This is a genomic window from Microcystis viridis FACHB-1342 (assembly GCF_014698335.1).
GTDB classification, from domain to species: domain Bacteria; phylum Cyanobacteriota; class Cyanobacteriia; order Cyanobacteriales; family Microcystaceae; genus Microcystis; species Microcystis ichthyoblabe_A.
The window spans coordinates 88537-104429 of the sequence record NZ_JACJSV010000001.1; the positions used below are offsets into that span (position 1 = coordinate 88537).

General features: G+C 42.4%; 14 protein-coding genes. 9 read left to right on the forward strand and 5 right to left on the reverse strand.

Features of this window, described 5'->3' with window-relative positions; genetic code table 11:
• Positions 1 to 181: 181 nt before the first annotated feature.
• Complete coding sequence (ftsH, locus tag H6G40_RS00420) at positions 182 to 2146, reverse strand: ATP-dependent zinc metalloprotease FtsH (protein ID WP_123231013.1); 1965 nt, start codon at positions 2144 to 2146, stop codon at positions 182 to 184.
• A gap of 132 nt (positions 2147 to 2278) precedes the next feature.
• Between ftsH and ccsB the strand changes: the two genes are divergently transcribed.
• From ccsB to H6G40_RS00450, 6 genes are all read left to right on the forward strand, one after another.
• Complete coding sequence (gene ccsB / locus H6G40_RS00425) at positions 2279 to 3265, forward strand: c-type cytochrome biogenesis protein CcsB (RefSeq protein ID WP_069474804.1); 987 nt, start codon at positions 2279 to 2281, stop codon at positions 3263 to 3265.
• A 128-nt stretch (positions 3266 to 3393) separates the two neighbouring features.
• Entirely contained in the window at positions 3394 to 4287 is an 894-nt protein-coding gene (locus H6G40_RS00430) for an aspartoacylase (RefSeq protein ID WP_002750102.1), read from the forward strand.
• Between the two features lie 56 nt (positions 4288 to 4343).
• The gene (locus tag H6G40_RS00435; RefSeq protein WP_069474805.1) at positions 4344 to 5666 is read left to right on the forward strand and encodes a serine/threonine protein kinase; all 1323 of its coding nucleotides are present in this window, start codon (positions 4344 to 4346) and stop codon (positions 5664 to 5666) included.
• Between the two features lie 384 nt (positions 5667 to 6050).
• The gene (locus H6G40_RS00440) at positions 6051 to 7295 is read left to right on the forward strand and encodes an ATP-binding protein (protein ID WP_002740076.1); all 1245 of its coding nucleotides are present in this window, start codon (positions 6051 to 6053) and stop codon (positions 7293 to 7295) included.
• A 46-nt stretch (positions 7296 to 7341) separates the two neighbouring features.
• The gene (locus H6G40_RS00445; RefSeq protein WP_042791087.1) at positions 7342 to 7917 is read left to right on the forward strand and encodes a Uma2 family endonuclease; all 576 of its coding nucleotides are present in this window, start codon (positions 7342 to 7344) and stop codon (positions 7915 to 7917) included.
• Between the two features lie 79 nt (positions 7918 to 7996).
• Positions 7997 to 8581: a Uma2 family endonuclease gene (locus H6G40_RS00450; protein ID WP_002750099.1), complete on the forward strand. Its 585-nt coding sequence runs from the start codon at positions 7997 to 7999 to the stop codon at positions 8579 to 8581.
• Positions 8582 to 8594: 13 nt separating this feature from the next.
• Here H6G40_RS00450 and H6G40_RS00455 read toward each other — a convergent pair whose 3' ends face one another.
• Positions 8595 to 10082 (reverse strand): DUF3084 domain-containing protein, encoded by a 1488-nt coding sequence (locus H6G40_RS00455; protein ID WP_002743595.1) that lies wholly within the window; start codon positions 10080 to 10082, stop codon positions 8595 to 8597.
• Positions 10083 to 10089: 7 nt separating this feature from the next.
• Positions 10090 to 10767 carry a global nitrogen regulator NtcA gene (gene ntcA, locus H6G40_RS00460; protein WP_002750097.1) on the reverse strand — a complete coding sequence of 226 codons (678 nt, stop codon included), beginning with the start codon at positions 10765 to 10767 and terminating at the stop codon, positions 10090 to 10092.
• 214 nt (positions 10768 to 10981) lie between these two features.
• On the opposite strand from ntcA, the gene fabI reads away from it, so the two are divergent.
• The 3 genes from fabI to glyQ all read left to right on the forward strand — a co-directional run bounded on the left by fabI (position 10982) and on the right by glyQ (position 13994).
• Complete coding sequence (gene fabI, locus H6G40_RS00465) at positions 10982 to 11758, forward strand: enoyl-ACP reductase FabI (protein WP_002740281.1); 777 nt, start codon at positions 10982 to 10984, stop codon at positions 11756 to 11758.
• A 279-nt stretch (positions 11759 to 12037) separates the two neighbouring features.
• A complete protein-coding gene (locus tag H6G40_RS00470; RefSeq protein WP_069474807.1) occupies positions 12038 to 12961 on the forward strand; it encodes a serine/threonine protein kinase in 924 nt (307 codons plus the stop codon).
• A gap of 157 nt (positions 12962 to 13118) precedes the next feature.
• On the forward strand, positions 13119 to 13994 hold the full coding sequence (gene glyQ / locus H6G40_RS00475; RefSeq protein ID WP_002739739.1) for a glycine--tRNA ligase subunit alpha: 876 nt from the start codon (positions 13119 to 13121) through the stop codon (positions 13992 to 13994).
• A 145-nt stretch (positions 13995 to 14139) separates the two neighbouring features.
• Here glyQ and rpsJ read toward each other — a convergent pair whose 3' ends face one another.
• Together rpsJ and tuf are read right to left on the reverse strand one after the other, a co-directional pair.
• Positions 14140 to 14457, reverse strand: a complete 318-nt coding sequence (gene rpsJ, locus H6G40_RS00480; protein ID WP_002740287.1) for a 30S ribosomal protein S10 — start codon at positions 14455 to 14457, stop codon at positions 14140 to 14142.
• A gap of 90 nt (positions 14458 to 14547) precedes the next feature.
• Positions 14548 to 15777, reverse strand: a complete 1230-nt coding sequence (tuf, locus tag H6G40_RS00485; RefSeq protein ID WP_002740136.1) for an elongation factor Tu — start codon at positions 15775 to 15777, stop codon at positions 14548 to 14550.
• Positions 15778 to 15893 lie beyond the last annotated feature (116 nt).

A 15893-nucleotide genomic window follows, 5' to 3' on the forward strand; every position in this document is an offset into this window, starting at 1 on the left:
TTCAGCAGACCCTAGTTATGAGGAGAGGCAAAAGGCAAAAGGCAAAAGGCAAAAGGCAAAAGGCAAAAGGCAAAAGGCAAAAGGCAAAAGGCAAAAGGCAGCTTTGTTCTCCCCACACCCCACACCCCACACCCTGTCCCCACGAAAAACTTTTTCAGCAGACCCTGTTTATGAGGATTGCTCAGACCATTTGCGCTTGATTTAAGAATTCTTGCAATTTTTCTCCTTCGATTACTTCCGTGGTCAAAAGATTAGCAGTAATCGACTCTAATAAATTGCGGTTGTGACTAAGAATTGCTAGGGCTTTTTGGTAACTAGCTTCGATAATTTGTTTGACTTCTTCATCGATCGCTTTGGCCGTATTTTCCCCGATCGAACGCCGGGGACTACCCTGATTATTACCTAAAAAATTAGCCTGTCCCGTTTTATCGTAGGCTAGGGGACCCAGGGATTTACTCATACCATAAATTGTCACCATTCTTTCCGCAATATCCGTCGCCCTTTGTAAATCATCGGAAGCACCATTAGTGACACTGCCAAAGATTAATTCTTCGGCTGCCCGACCGCCCAATAACATAGTAATTTGTTCTTTAAATTCGGTTTCTGTCATCAAAAAACGGTCTTCCGTGGGAATTTTCAGGGTATAACCCAAAGCGGATAAACCCCGGGGAACGATGGAAATTTTCTCGACGCGACCACCTCCCGGCATGACAGCACCAACTAAAGCATGGCCGACCTCGTGATAAGCGACGATTTTCTTTTCTTTTTCCGATAAAACCCGACTTTTCTTTTCTAAACCAGCGATAACTCTTTCTATCGCCTCTTTAAAGTCGATTTGACTGACTTTTTCCCGATTATTACGGGCAGCCAAGAGAGCAGCCTCATTGACGAGGTTGGCTAAATCGGCACCGGCAAAACCGGGGGTTTGGGTGGCGATCGCTTTGAGGTTAACATCTTCACCCATCTGGACTCGTTGGGCGTATATTTCCAAAATTGCCAATCTTCCCGCTAAATCGGGACGATCCACCAAAACTTGGCGATCAAAGCGCCCCGGACGCAATAAAGCGGCATCAAGAGTCTCCGGGCGATTGGTGGCGGCCAAAACGATGACGACGGCTTCTTTGGGGCTAAAACCGTCCATTTCTGTCAAAAGTTGGTTTAAAGTCTGCTCGCGCTCATCATTACTGCCGCTAGTTCCCGATCCCGAACTTCTTGATTTACCGATCGCGTCCAATTCATCAATAAAAATGATGCTGGGGGCATTTTTCTTCGCTTGGGCAAATAGATCCCGCACCCGGGCTGCCCCAGTGCCGACAAATAATTCCACGAATTCCGAGGCCGAAATGCTAAAAAAAGTTACTCCCGCTTCTCCCGCGACCGCTTTTGCTAAGAGGGTTTTTCCTGTCCCCGGCGGTCCGACTAAGAGAACACCCTTAGGAATACGCGCCCCAATTTTATTAAAGCGCTCGGCATCCTTGAGAAATTCGACGATTTCCTTTAACTCGGTTTTTGCTTCCTCGGCCCCGGCCACATCAGTGAAGGTAATCGGATATTTTTCGTCGTCTCCGTAAACTTTAGCGAGATTTTTGTTAAAAAGCAGCGATTTACGCGTGTCATCGTTGCGATAGAGCAGAAACTGCATAGCGGCGACTAAAATTAAGGGGGGAACCACCCAAGCGAGGAGAGTGCTGATCCAACTGTTTTCGGCTACGGGAATCGCCTCGAATATTACGCCTTTTTGCTGTAATAGTTGGGGTAATTGGGGGTTATCGACTGGAATTGTGGCCAATACTCGTCCGGGGGCTAGATTACTGCTTGGTTTGCTGGCCAGAGAACTAGAATCACTGTGAAAGGGATTACTTGATTCTGGGGGATTAAGGGGGGGATTACCCGGAATAGCCAGGGATTCTAAAGGATTTTTTAATTGATACAAGATGACTTGATTGCCAATTCTGACCCTACTGATGTCGCCCCGTTCCACTTTATTGATAAATTCGCTGTAGGGTTCGAGGGGAATATTGGATAATTCTGAGGGACGAGGGATAAGAAAATAGCCTAAAGCGGCAACACCAGAACAAATGATCAGGATTTTGCCTAACAGAGGCAAACGCGACCAGAAAAATTGATTATCTTCTTGATTAGTCATAATTTTTAGGGTGGGTCAGAGTGAAAATGCAAAGTTTATACTAACAATTCCCTGTCTCGATCGCCTTACCGATGGGATAGGATAGAGGATGGAATACTTGGTAGCGAGCGAGCGACAAACGAGAGAAATCCCATGAATTTAGTTAGCTTAGAGAACTTTCTCGATAACACTTCTTTTTTAGTCCTGTTTTTAACCATGCTGGTTTATTGGGGCGGGGCAGCCTTTCCTAGCATACCTTTGTTGCCGGGCCTGGGCAGCACGGGAGTGGCCATCGCTAACCTCTGTATCGCCGCTTTATTGGGAGCGCGTTGGTTAGAAGCGGGTTATTTCCCCATTAGCAATCTTTACGAATCTTTATTCTTTCTCGCTTGGGGTGTAACTGCGGTTCATTTAATTGCTGAGTACACTAGCCGCAGTCGCCTGGTGGGGGTGGTGACGACTCCTGTAGCCATGGGGATTACTGCTTTTGCCACTTTGTCCTTACCCGGAGAAATGCAAACTTCGGCGCCCTTGGTTCCGGCTTTAAAATCGAATTGGTTGATGATGCACGTTAGCGTCATGATGTTAAGTTATGCTGCTTTGATGGTGGGTTCCCTGATGGCGATCGCTTTTCTGATCGTCACGAGAGGTCAAAATATCGAGTTAAAAGGCAGTTCCGTGGGTACGGGGGCCTATCGTCTCCAAAATAAGTTATCTACCACTCTTTCTGCGCCAGTTTTCATGGAAACGGCTAACGGTGGCACAACCGCCCTTTTAACTCCCACCCTAACAGCGATGGCGACTCTTTCGCCCCAACGTCTTAGCTTGGCGGAAACCCTCGATAATATCAGTTATCGGGTCATTGGTCTCGGTTTTCCCCTTCTCACTATCGGTATCATCGCCGGAGCAGTTTGGGCGAATGAAGCTTGGGGTTCCTATTGGAGTTGGGATCCGAAAGAAACTTGGGCGCTAATCACTTGGTTAGTGTTTGCCGCTTATCTCCATGCCCGCATTACCCGGGGATGGCAGGGAAGAAAACCAGCTATTCTAGCAGCGAGTGGTTTTGTTGTGGTTTGGGTATGTTATTTAGGAGTGAATCTTTTAGGTAAAGGTCTTCATTCCTACGGTTGGTTTTTCTAAATCAGTTATAGGGGTGGGTTGGCAAACCTGCCCCTCTAGACTACCCTTTTTTAAGGCTTATAATTGTTATTTAATTACGGCAATTTTGCCCTAGATAAATAATTACAAATTCTCAAAACTTATAAAAAATGATCGATCAAAAAACTACTATTAAAAATCTGGCTTTAATTGCCGGTGTGCATGGCAATGAACTAACTCCCGCTTATTTGGTTAAATACCTGCAAAACTCACCTAATCTTATTGCTCGCAGCAGTTTTCAATCCCACAGTCTCATCGCTAACCCCTTGGCCCTAAAGCAACGAGTTAGATATATCGATACGGATTTAAATCGTTGTTTTAACCAGAAAGATTTAGTGAATCCCGATTGTCAGCAATACGAACAAAAACGAGCCAAAAAAATAGTCAAAGAAATCCGAGAAAAATCCATTGATTTATTAATCGATATTCACAGCACCACATCTAACATGATGCTGGCGATTATTTATTCTAATCCCCATCCTTGGCTATTAAAACTCTTTACCTATCTGACTAAAATTAATCCTGATGTGCGCTTAATTTATCATCCCGTCAGCGAGGAAGAAAATCATTTTCTGAAAGGAATTTGTCCCCTAGCTTTTACCCTAGAAATCGGTCCAATTAACCATGGTGTCATCTGTCCCTATCTTTTTCGTCAAACCGAAACACTCATTTATCAAATCCTAGACTACATCGAACAGGAAAATTATCTCGCTGCCCATCTCGATACTTTCAGCGAATCCCTAACAGTTTACCAACGTTTAGGCTCGATCGATTATCCTAGGGATGAACAGGGTGAAATTAAAGCCATGTTACATCCTCAGATTCTCCAACGAGATTATCAGGCAATTCAACCCAATCAACCGATTTTTCTAGGATTTGATGGTCAGGAAATTATCTATCGTGGTGAATCTGAATTATATCCTATCTTTGTCGGAGAATCTTCCTACAAAGAAAAGGGAATCGCCCTTTGTTGGACAGAAAAAAAACAAATCGATATTAATTAGTACCTCCACAGCAGTTTTACTGACAAAAAACAGGTCTAAATAAGGGAAAAGCCACTATGACCTTTACTTCTGATTCTTTTTTAGCGGAACGTTACCGACTACAACAACGCCTGGGAAATACCGCTATCGGTCGTCAAACTTGGTTAGCTACCGATGTATTATCTCAAGAATCGGTAATTATTAAACTCCTCGCTTTTAGTCCCCAGATGGAGTGGGAAGAATTAAAATTATTTGAACGAGAGGCAGCCGTCTTAGCTTCTCTCCATCATCCCCGTATTCCCCGCTATCGCGATTATTTTTCCCTCGATAAAAATCAAGGTGATGGGATTCCTTGGTTTGTACTTGTACAAGATTATATACCGGGAGAATCCTTAAGTGATCACTTAGAAAGGGGGCAACATTTCACCGCTACGGTAATTCGGACTATTGCCCAAGAAGTTCTCGAAATTCTCATCTATTTGCATGAATTATCGCCCCCAGTATTACATCGAGATATTAAACCTAGTAATTTAATTATTAACTCGGAAAATAACGTTTATTTAGTGGATTTTGGGGCAGTCCAGTCCAGGGGTGCAGTGACGGGAGTTACTTTTACCGTGGTGGGGACGAGTGGTTATGCACCCCTAGAACAATTTTGGGGCCGAGCAGTTCCGGGTTCTGATTTATATGCCTTGGGTATGACTTTAATTCATTTATTGACAGGAATTGTGCCAATAGAACTGCCCTACCGCGACTCTAAAATTCAATTTCGCCAACTGGTGACAATCGATGATGATTTAATCGATTGGTTAGAAACTATGACCGATATGGCAGTAGAAAAGCGGTTTAAAAGTGCCAGAGAAGCTCTGAAAATTCTCCAACATCCCTACTATCGTCAAGTATCAAGTTTAATCGATCCTAAGAAATTACCAAAACCTCCCCACAGTTCCATCCGTATCGCTAAACACCGGGATAATTTAGAGATTAATTTACCACCAACAATTAAGCTACCTTCCGATGCGCCTACTCTCTGGTCTTTGGCGATTTTCCTTACTGTCACTGTCTTTATCTCCCCAATTATTACCTTTATTATAGCTCTGATTGGTTTTATTTTTTCGCGGGAGATGCAATTAATTCTTACACCTCAAGAAGTTTTAATTAAATATAAACTTTTCAATTTTATCTACAAAAAATTTGCTTTCAAAACTCAAGACTTATGGGGTATTTTTCTTCATAGCAATGGTACAGAAGGTAACTATCAGATTCGTCTGCGGACAGCTAAAAATTACTATCTTATCGGCCAGAATCTCCGCGAGGATGAATGTCTCTGGTTAGGACAGGAAATCCAAGATTGGTTAAATTTTATCAAATATAACGTTTCTCATCAAGAGGAAGTGTAGCCCGACAGGGTATCTTCTCCTGGCTCTCTTGGATAATGTATTCTAAGATACATTCTCAAGAGCGAGGGGGTGGAACGAACCACAAAGACACAAAGGACACAAAGATTGATCGATCATATTGTAAGTTTAACTTATCACACAGAACCTAGAAGAGCCTTCTCCTGACTCCCCAAAAGGAAAACCTTGTACCTCATCTCAAGAAATCTGGGGAATTAGTCGGTAGGTATTTTCCCTTTTTTAACCTTAATTTTGCAAAGATTAACCTATCTTGATATAATAACAACTGATTGGCATTCCCTTAGCTACAGGACGGCAATTATTAAATCGAATTAGGAATTACAAAAAAACAGCCATGAAATGTTAGTTATTAGTGGAGAATAAAAAATGATTTCTGAAATTTACCAAAAAGTCAGCTTGTTAGTTTTGTATCAAGGGGTTTTTGATAATGCTATTGGCAAGGCATTTATTACCCTATTATCTACGGATAATATTGCCGATTTTCTTAAAGCCTATGGTCAATGGTTTCAAGCTTTAGCATCTAAAGATATCAGTTGGAATGATTTTCTAGTCGAACAAATTTTATTAGATGACAATCCCTTTAGTCAACAGGTACAGAAAAAAAGTTTTTGGGAGTTACCCGAATCTTTAATTAATGGCGTGAAACAGGATTTATCTATCCTTCAATCTCTCTATAATTCTAGCATTTATAGCCTCAGCAATTCGACAATTTTGGAACAAATTAAATTTCTCAGTTTCCCCGCTTGGGAAATGGACAATAAATTAGAAAGTTTTTTACATTCCGGTTTAGATTGGAGGGAATTAGTTGAAGATTTAGCAGATTATTATCGCGAATGTGGTACGGGAATTTTTGCCCGTTATCAAGCTTTAAGGTGGCAAGAAGGTCGATTACAAGGAATTACTCATCCCGATCCCGTGCAGATTCAAGAAATAGTCGGTTATGAAATGCCCAAGGAAACCTTGATTAAAAACACTGAGTTTTTATTAGCAGGTTATCCCGCTTTAAATGTGCTACTCTATGGCAGTCGTGGTTCGGGAAAATCCTCTCTAGTCAAGGGATTATTGCAAAAATACCATAGTCAAGGATTGCGCTTAATTGAAGTGGCCAAATCCCAATTAAAAGACCTACCATTAATTATTGAAATTCTGCGATATTTACCGCAAAAATTTATTATCTTTGTCGATGATTTATCCTTTGAAGAAGACGATGAAGCTTTTAAAGCTTTAAAGGTTGTTTTAGAGGGAAGTATCACCGCTAGACCGAAAAATGTCGTAGTTTATGCCACTTCTAATCGCCGACATTTAGTCAGAGAATTTTTTGCCGATCGACCCCGACCAAAAGATGGGGATGAAGTGCATAATTGGGACACAGTACAAGAAAAATTATCCTTTAGTGATCGCTTTGGGTTAACCCTAACTTTTGAACCAGCTAATCAAGAAAAGTATCTGGAAATAGTGCGTCATTTAGCCAGTTTAGCTAAATTAAAAATTAGCTTAGAAGACTTAGAATTTCGTGCCAAACAATGGGCAACCCAACATAATGGGCGATCGGGAAGAACTGCCAGACAATTTGTTGATTTTCTCCAAGGGGAATTAGAATTAAATAGGTAGCATTAATTGTGTTATGATTAAATAAAAGAATATCTAATCTGGAAAAATGTTGACTCAATCTCCTCCCAAAACCCTCAGCTTAGAAGAATATCGTAATTTAGAAACCATTGCCGAGGTTAAACACGAATATCACGACGGGGAAATTATCGAGATGACAGGGGGAAGCATCAATCATAATAGTATTCTCATTAATCTTATTGTCCTGCTAAAATTAGCTTCAAGAGGAACTAATTATCGTCTTCAATCTAGCGATCTACGTCTATGGATACCCCAGTATAATCGCGGTTTATACCCAGATTTAATGATCATTGCTGGGGAACCATTATTTAGTGATAATCGCAACGATGAAATTTTAAATCCCTGTGTAATTATCGAAGTTTTATCCCCTTCCACCTCTAGTTATGATCGGGGTGATAAATTTCGTTATTATCGTTCTATACCCCAATTAAACCAATATCTTCTCGTCAGTCAAGGGGAGATATTAATAGAATCCTATAGCAAAACCTCAGAAAATAATTGGTTGCTGCAAGAATACACCCAAGCAAGGGGAATTATATCCCTAGATTCTTTAGGAATTAGCTTAAATCTTGCCGATATTTACGAAGGAGTTGATTTTAATTGAAGAATAATTGATGAATGATAACCTTTTTTCTGTGATCTAGGTTATAATCGGGAGGATTAAAAATTCTGTGACAGAGAAAATGCTAACTCGATCTCCTACCAAAACCCTCAGCTTAGAAGAATATCGTAATTTAGAAACTAGAGCGGAAACTAAACAGGAATATCACGACGGGGAAATTATCGAGATGACAGGGGGAAGCATCAATCATAATCGACTGGTACGCAATTTAATTCGCTTGTTAGACAATGCTTTAAGGAAAACTATTTATGAAGTCTTTCCCAGTGATTTACGACTATGGATACCCCAGTATAATCGCGGTTTATACCCAGATTTAATGATCATTGCTGGGGAACCATTATTTAGTGATAATCGCAACGATGAAATTTTAAATCCCTGTGTAATTATCGAAGTTTTATCTCCTTCCACCTCTGGTTATGATCGGGGTGATAAATTTCGTTATTATCGTTCTATACCCCAATTAAACCAATATCTTCTCGTCAGTCAAGAGGAGATACTAATAGAATCCTATAGCAAAACCTCGGAAAATAATTGGTTGCTGCAAGAATACACCCCAGCAAGGGGAATTATATCCCTAGATTCTTTAGGAATTAGCTTAAATCTTGTCGATATTTACGAAGGAGTTGATTTTAATCTCAAATCCTAACTTTAGCTATCTTTTAAGAAGACGTACTAAAAACAATTTTACCATCTTTTACCGCTACTAAACGCAAAGTTAAAGGTCCAGATGTATTAGTTTTACTAGCAGCAACTGCCTCAAGTGTCTCGATAGAATTACCCGACTTTTTCACTTGACCAATAAAGTTAACTACCGTAGTTAATAAACCATCTTCCACTTGAATTGACCCTAAAACTCCCGCACTTCTAGCGCGAAATTGAGCCGAAGCTAAGAGTAAATCTAATCGCTTTTGTAGGTCTTCTTCTGTCATATTTTGGGGATCAATAGAAACGGTAGCGATCACCTGTTTCTCCTCAAAAACTCTTTGATTGGGAACCACATCAGCAAAGACACGAATCTCGCTTTCTCCTAAGACATAATTACCTGCGGAAAGGATTCTCACCACATATTCTTTACCGTCCTGTAATTGTTGACTTAACTGTTCTACCTGTGCTTTTGTGATCTTAACTAAACGCTGGTCAAAATTAGGCTGATTCGGTTGGGTGGCACGGATAGCATTTATATTCGCTTCCCGCAATAACTTATCAATAACAGCGACAATAGCTTGGGGATCGACAATACGAAAAGCTCCAAAAGATAACACCTGTCCCCGGAAAATAGCGATTTGTTTTTCCCGCAATTCTTGATAGGTTTGATAGTATTGTTCTAAAACTTCCACTTCCCGCTTAAGAAAAGCCATTTGGGTTTCTAAATCTTTTAATTTTCCCTCGCGCTGTTCCAAAGCAAAATTTTTATCCACAATCGATCGATCGAGTTCTCCAATACGTTGATCCCGGCGATCAATTTCTAGCTGTAGGGTTTTTTGTTGAGTTTCCAACTGTTGAAGTCGCGCTTGTCTGGTTGTTAATAACTTTTGTTGATTAGCTAACTCTTTATCTCTAACTTGAACGGTGGTTTGTAGTTGATTGATCTGACTAGAAAGAATTGATTTTTGTTGGGACAATTGATCCCGTTGACTGCTTAACTGTGCCTTTTGATTAGTTAAAATAACTCGTTCATTATTTAAATTAGCCACTTCCTTACGAAACTTTTCCAACTGTCCCGAAACTAATCGCAAACGTTGACGAGAAGCTTGATAATTTTTATTAAGAACCTCTAGACGTTTCTGCACAGCTATCTGTTCACTTTTAGCCGTTTTTAAAGCCTTTTCCACTCGATTTTTTTGTTCGGTGGTTTTTCTCACCTGACTTTCCAAATCCTTAATAGCGGCACGACGTTCATTTAAGAGACGATCCAGTTCAAAAACCCCTTGACGCAGGGATTTACTAGAAGCAAATAAGACAATTAAAGTGGAACCGGCGATCAAAATTCCCGTTACAATCGTCATCAAAGTTGCGGTTTGTTTCGGACGCAGATTAAATAAACGCATCCTTTTCTTACCGATACGGCTCCCTATGCGATCGCCAATCGCCGCTATCAGACCACCTAAAACCACGATGGCCAAAACTAAAATATAAGCGCTAGTCATCCAGAATTTAGGTAAATTGTTGACTGAGAGCGACGGGATTATGGACGGTAATTTTCTTCTTGTAAATTGAGACCATTTCTTGATCCCGCAGCTCTCCCAATAAACGGGTGACAGTGACGCGGGTAGAACCGATCGCTTCTGCGATCGCTTGGTGAGACAATTTTAGATCCACCCGGATGCCATCGGTGGTGGGAACCCCAAAATCACGACAGAGAATTAATAAAAAACTGACCAAACGTGAACCCATATCCCGGTGAGCTAAGGTTTCGATCATCATTTCCGTTTGCAGAATCCGCGAGGACAACCCCTGCAGCATCAACATTGATAAATCGGGATTATTGCGGAGGGATCTTTCTACCTGCTCGATCGGGGCCGAGAGTAATTCTACCGGAGTAAAAGCCACGGCATGATAAAAACGATCCGATCGCTGACCAGTCAGTAAGGATAGCACACCAAAGACGCTATTTTCCCGCAGTAGAGCCACGGTAATTTCCTCTCCCGCTTCATAGACTCGCGATAACTTAACGGCTCCTTTCAGCAAAAAATAGACTCTTTCGGCGGGATCTCCCGGGAAAAAGATCGTTTTGCCACGCTCGAACAACTCCACCACCGGGGGGAAATTGCCGCTGCCGATTCGACGGAACACATCTGCTAGGGGTTTATCTTGTATTAATGATAAGTCCATCTCACATCCAAAAAAGGGGAAAATTGTTTTTATTATCCAACGAGTGTCACCTCTATTAAACACAACCGCTCGCTAAACTGGGAAAAGTTTTGGGCGCTTTTTGCCAGACAATGGGGGAGGGGTGATCATTGCTGCCCCGTTATCTGTATCCCTATTATACCGAATCTCGCTGGGGTCGGCTATTGGGGAGATTTTTGTAAGAGAAACGAGAACTATGTTAGATTTAACGGGAAAAAACGCCCTAGTGACAGGAATTGCCAATAATCGCTCGATCGCTTGGGGAATTGCTCAACAACTCCATCAAGCTGGTGCAAATATCGGTGTCACCTATCTCCCCGACGAAAAAGGCCGTTTTGAGAAAAAAGTGCGAGAATTGGCCGATGAACTTAATCCCGCTTTTTATGTCCCCTGCGATGTCCAAAATGACCAACAGGTAGAAGATACTTTCGCTACAGTGGCGGAAAAATGGGGTAAACTGGATATTTTGATTCACTGTCTCGCTTTTGCCGATAAAGAGGGTTTAACGGGCGATTTTACCGCCATCCCCCGGGAAGCTTTCACTAAATCCCTAGATATTAGCACTTTTTCCCTAACCCGTCTAGCGCGATCGGCTAAACCCTTGATGACGGAAGGGGGAAGTATTATCACTCTTACCTATCTCGGCGGTGTCAAGGTAATTCCTAACTATAATTTAATGGGGGTGGCAAAAGCCGGTTTAGAAATGAGTGTTCGCTATTTAGCTGCGGAATTAGGTGGCCAAAAGATCCGAGTCAATGGTATTTCTGCCGGTCCAATTCGCACCTTAGCATCTTCGGCCGTGGGGGGAATTCTTGATATGATCCATCATGTGGAAGAAATCGCTCCTTTACATCGCACCGTGACACAAATTGAGGTAGGAAATACGGCCGCTTTTTTAGCCAGTGATCTTTCTAGTGGTATTACCGGTCAGATTATTTATGTAGATTCCGGTTACGAAATTATGGGAATGTAGTTTTATTCAGTTATTAGTTATTAGTGTTACGGGGTTCTGAAGGGGGATTTTTGACTTCTTTGGGGTCAATTGTGATCGGTCTGAAGGTTCATTTAATTTTTTCACAATTTATTCCCTATTTTCAAACAATTTCTCAATGATGCTTTTCATTTTTGCATTGGTGAAGGGATTGGGGAAGATTCGGCGAATCTCAGGATAGGCGATTAAAATGCGTCTTAGCCTATTATTTGTGTTAATCTCATCTTTACAGACCAAAACCCTAAATCGTCTAAGAAGACAATGGCCGCCAATTCTCGGAATAAATCGCCCGTTTTTCTCGGCTGTTCTGGCAGAATCGCTATTTTTTGCCTCTTGATGTTATTATCGGCGGCAATAGGCTGGTTAATTGGGAAACAGTGGGTTAAACACAGCAATCAACACGAAACCGTTAAACCAGTTTTTGCCACGGAGGAAAATAATTTTAATTCTGCCACAGATAGGGCATGGCAACGGAAAACTGAGATAAGAAAGCGCCGTCTAGAGTTGGGAATTGATAGTCAGTTTTTTAAAAATCTCGTCAATGAATTGTTTAACCTCCGCTATGGGGATATCAAAGAGGAAAAACAGAAACAGGAACAAAGAGACATTCTAGGAGCAGAAATACTCGATCGCTTAGAACGTCTCGATTCTGGCACTAGAGAAGCATTAGGTAGCTACAACGAGCAACAGCGAGAAAAATGGCGAGAACAAGTGAATCAATTACGCTTAAGCGGTATAGTCTTTAATTTACTCACTGATACTGCCTTTTTTCAGCTATTTCCCGAATTGACAGAAAGACCAAGTTTTGATACAGGCCTGGGTCAACTATGGAGTGGTTTGGCCTGGAATCAGTTACAATCTTTACAGTCTGGCCTATCCTACCAAGCGATCGAAAGTTTAGACGCGGGGGGGGAGGAAGTTATCGAGGCAATTCTCAGCGAGGGACAAGGAAAAGCCTATGCAATAAAATTGCGTTCCAGTGATCGGTTAAACTTAAATTTAGAGGCGGAAGGCGAAGTTTTACTATCTTTCTACTCTCCCACGGGTAATATTACCCTTTTAGATAAGTCTAGCGATCGGCAATGGTCTGGTCAATTACCCGAAGAGGGATTTTATGAATTAGTTATTCTCCCCCAGTCTTCTACCCCCGTCCACTTTCGCTTACAGTTAAAAGTAAGTCAATGACTTTAACCGTCAGGAGACAGGATACAGGAGACAGTCGGCAGCTTTTTTCTCCCCAACCCCCCATCTCCCCACACCCCACACCCCACACCCCACACCCTACACCCCACACCCTACACCCCACTTCCCCAACCCCTAACCCGCTTTTTTACTTTTTCCCATGTCTCTAACTTTCCAAGCTGTTATCGCTAAATTAAATGAATTTTGGGCTGATCGCGGTTGTTTAGTTGCTCAACCCTATGATACCGAAAAAGGTGCAGGAACCATGAGTCCCCACACTTTTTTAAGGGCAATTGGTCCGGAACCTTGGGCCGTTGCCTATGTGGAACCCTGTCGTCGTCCTACGGATGGCCGTTATGGCGAAAATCCCAATCGTTTTCAGCATTACTATCAATATCAAGTCCTAATTAAACCCTCTCCCGATAATATTCAGGATATCTATTTAGACTCCCTGAGGGTGTTAGGAATTAACCCAGAAGATCACGATATTCGCTTCGTGGAAGATAACTGGGAATCTCCCACCCTCGGCGCCTGGGGTGTGGGTTGGGAAGTGTGGTTAGATGGTATGGAAATCACCCAGTTTACCTACTTTCAACAGTGTGGGGGTATCGATTGTCGTCCCGTGGCGATCGAAATTACCTACGGTTTAGAAAGATTAGCCATGTATCTGCAAGATGTGGAGGCAATTAATAAAATTCAATGGAATGAAAATATCCTCTACGGTGACATTTTTCTACAAAATGAAATCGAACAATGTACCTACAATTTTGAGGCTTCTAATCCTGAGTTATTATTTAGTTTATTCAGTTTATATGAACAGGAAGCTAAACAATTAATCGATCGCTCTCTGGTGATTCCCAGTCTAGATTATGTTCTCAAATGTTCCCATACTTTTAATTTACTTGATGCTAGAGGTGTGATTGCTGTAGCTGAAAGAACCCGTTATATCGGCAGAATTCGCAATTTAGCTCGACAGGTTGCTCAATTGTATTTACAGCAACGAGAAGCTTTAGGTTTTCCCCTACAAAAGGTCTAGTGATCTGGGCATCTTTGGTGATGCACCCCTACCAATTGTACTGCCCTTCTTTTAATAACTTCCTTTTATCAAAAATCCTGTTTAAAAGTTATGGGATAGTGGGGAAGAAAAAAAGATGTTAGCGATAACATCTTTTTGGCATTTTTTACAATTTAACTTCAATATCAACCCCTGCGGGTAAATCCAATTTCATCAAAGCATCGATTGTCTTAGAAGAGGGTTGGTAAATATCAATAATGCGGCGATGGGTGCGGGTTTCAAAATGTTCACGGGAGTCCTTGTCAACGTGAGGGGAACGCAGGACACAATAAATCTTTCTTTTTGTCGGTAGGGGAATCGGTCCGATCGCTGTGGCGTTAGTTCTATTGGCAGTATCGACAATCTTCTCACAGGAAGTATCGAGTAAGCGCTGGTCAAAAGCTTTCAAACGAATGCGAATTTTCTGTTGTTGTAGCGTAGCCATAATTTCACCTATTGCAATTGTCAAGGTACAAAATAAAGACAGTAACGGAGCAGCTTTTAAATTCACTGCCCCGTTAATTAGTAGATTAGCCTACTTGATAATTTTCGAGATAACGCCGGAACCGATGGTGCGACCACCTTCGCGAATAGCGAAGCGCATACCCTGTTCAATAGCGATCGGGTTGATCAGTTCCACGGTCATTTTGATCCGGTCTCCCGGCATGACCATTTCTACAGTGCTGCCATCATCGGCGGTGTAGTCTTTGATAGTGCCAGTTACGTCGGTTGTGCGTACATAAAACTGAGGACGATAGTTTTTAAAGAAAGGAGTGTGACGACCACCTTCTCCTGCAGTTAACACATACACCTCCCCCTCAAACTGGGTGTGGGGTTTGATTGTACCCGGTTTAGCGATCACCATGCCGCGCTCGATGTCGGTTTTTTGGATACCACGCAGGAGGATACCAGCGTTGTCACCGGCCATCCCTTGCTCAAGACTTTTCTTGAACATTTCGATCCCGGTGACGGTGGTGGGGCGAGTTTCTCTGATCCCGACCAATTCCACGTTATCACCCACTTTCACAATACCGCGTTCGATCCGACCGGTAGCCACCGTCCCCCGACCAGTAATCGAGAATACGTCTTCTACCGCCATCAGGAAGGGTTTATCGATATCCCGTTCGGGGGTGGGGATATAGCTATCTACCGCTTCCATTAATTCATAAATTGCGTCCACCCACTCGTTATCGCCTTTTTGGGCCTTGGGATTTTTGGTCATGTAGTCGAGGGCTTCTTTCGCAGAACCGGCAATAATGGGGATATCGTCGCCAGCAAAGTCGTAACTGGTGAGAAGTTCGCGTACTTCCAGTTCTACGAGTTCCAGTAACTCCTCATCGTCCACCATATCTTTTTTGTTGAGGAAGACCACCAGGTTAGGTACACCCACCTGACGAGCCAGCAGGATATGTTCCCGGGTTTGGGGCATCGGGCCATCGGCGGCCGAGACCACGAGAATACCACCGTCCATCTGTGCCGCACCGGTGATCATGTTTTTTACATAGTCGGCGTGGCCGGGGCAGTCCACGTGTGCATAGTGGCGATCAGCGGTTTCGTACTCAACGTGAGCGGTGTTGATGGTGATCCCGCGGGCTTTTTCTTCGGGAGCGGCATCGATTTCATCGTATTTTTTAGCTTGGGCATTACCCAGAGCCGCTAGGGTCATAGTGATAGCGGCGGTGAGGGTAGTTTTGCCGTGGTCAACGTGACCGATCGTACCGATGTTAACGTGAGGTTTCGTCCGTTCAAATTTAGCGCGTGCCATTTACTTTCTGTTCCTTTGTTTTTTTTTCTTCTTCAGCCGGGTGAACAGTAATCAGTCACCAGAGATCAGTTTTAAGTTAGCAGTTATTAGGGTTGACCGATCGAATTTAAATGATC

Excerpts from the sequence above, each read along its gene's own strand:
- H6G40_RS00440 (WP_002740076.1), top strand. The coding sequence starts at position 6,051 with ATGATTTCTGAAATTTACCAAAAAGTCAGCTTGTTAGTTTTGTATCAA.
- H6G40_RS00470 (WP_069474807.1), top strand. The coding sequence starts at position 12,038 with ATGGCCGCCAATTCTCGGAATAAATCGCCCGTTTTTCTCGGCTGTTCT.
- ftsH (WP_123231013.1), bottom strand. The coding sequence starts at position 2,146 with ATGACTAATCAAGAAGATAATCAATTTTTCTGGTCGCGTTTGCCTCTG.
- fabI (WP_002740281.1), top strand. The coding sequence starts at position 10,982 with ATGTTAGATTTAACGGGAAAAAACGCCCTAGTGACAGGAATTGCCAAT.
- H6G40_RS00445 (WP_042791087.1), top strand. The coding sequence starts at position 7,342 with ATGTTGACTCAATCTCCTCCCAAAACCCTCAGCTTAGAAGAATATCGT.
- H6G40_RS00435 (WP_069474805.1), top strand. The coding sequence starts at position 4,344 with ATGACCTTTACTTCTGATTCTTTTTTAGCGGAACGTTACCGACTACAA.
- glyQ (WP_002739739.1), top strand. The coding sequence starts at position 13,119 with ATGTCTCTAACTTTCCAAGCTGTTATCGCTAAATTAAATGAATTTTGG.
- H6G40_RS00450 (WP_002750099.1), top strand. The coding sequence starts at position 7,997 with ATGCTAACTCGATCTCCTACCAAAACCCTCAGCTTAGAAGAATATCGT.
- ntcA (WP_002750097.1), bottom strand. The coding sequence starts at position 10,767 with ATGGACTTATCATTAATACAAGATAAACCCCTAGCAGATGTGTTCCGT.
- H6G40_RS00430 (WP_002750102.1), top strand. The coding sequence starts at position 3,394 with ATGATCGATCAAAAAACTACTATTAAAAATCTGGCTTTAATTGCCGGT.
- rpsJ (WP_002740287.1), bottom strand. The coding sequence starts at position 14,457 with ATGGCTACGCTACAACAACAGAAAATTCGCATTCGTTTGAAAGCTTTT.
- H6G40_RS00455 (WP_002743595.1), bottom strand. The coding sequence starts at position 10,082 with ATGACTAGCGCTTATATTTTAGTTTTGGCCATCGTGGTTTTAGGTGGT.
- tuf (WP_002740136.1), bottom strand. The coding sequence starts at position 15,777 with ATGGCACGCGCTAAATTTGAACGGACGAAACCTCACGTTAACATCGGT.
- ccsB (WP_069474804.1), top strand. The coding sequence starts at position 2,279 with ATGAATTTAGTTAGCTTAGAGAACTTTCTCGATAACACTTCTTTTTTA.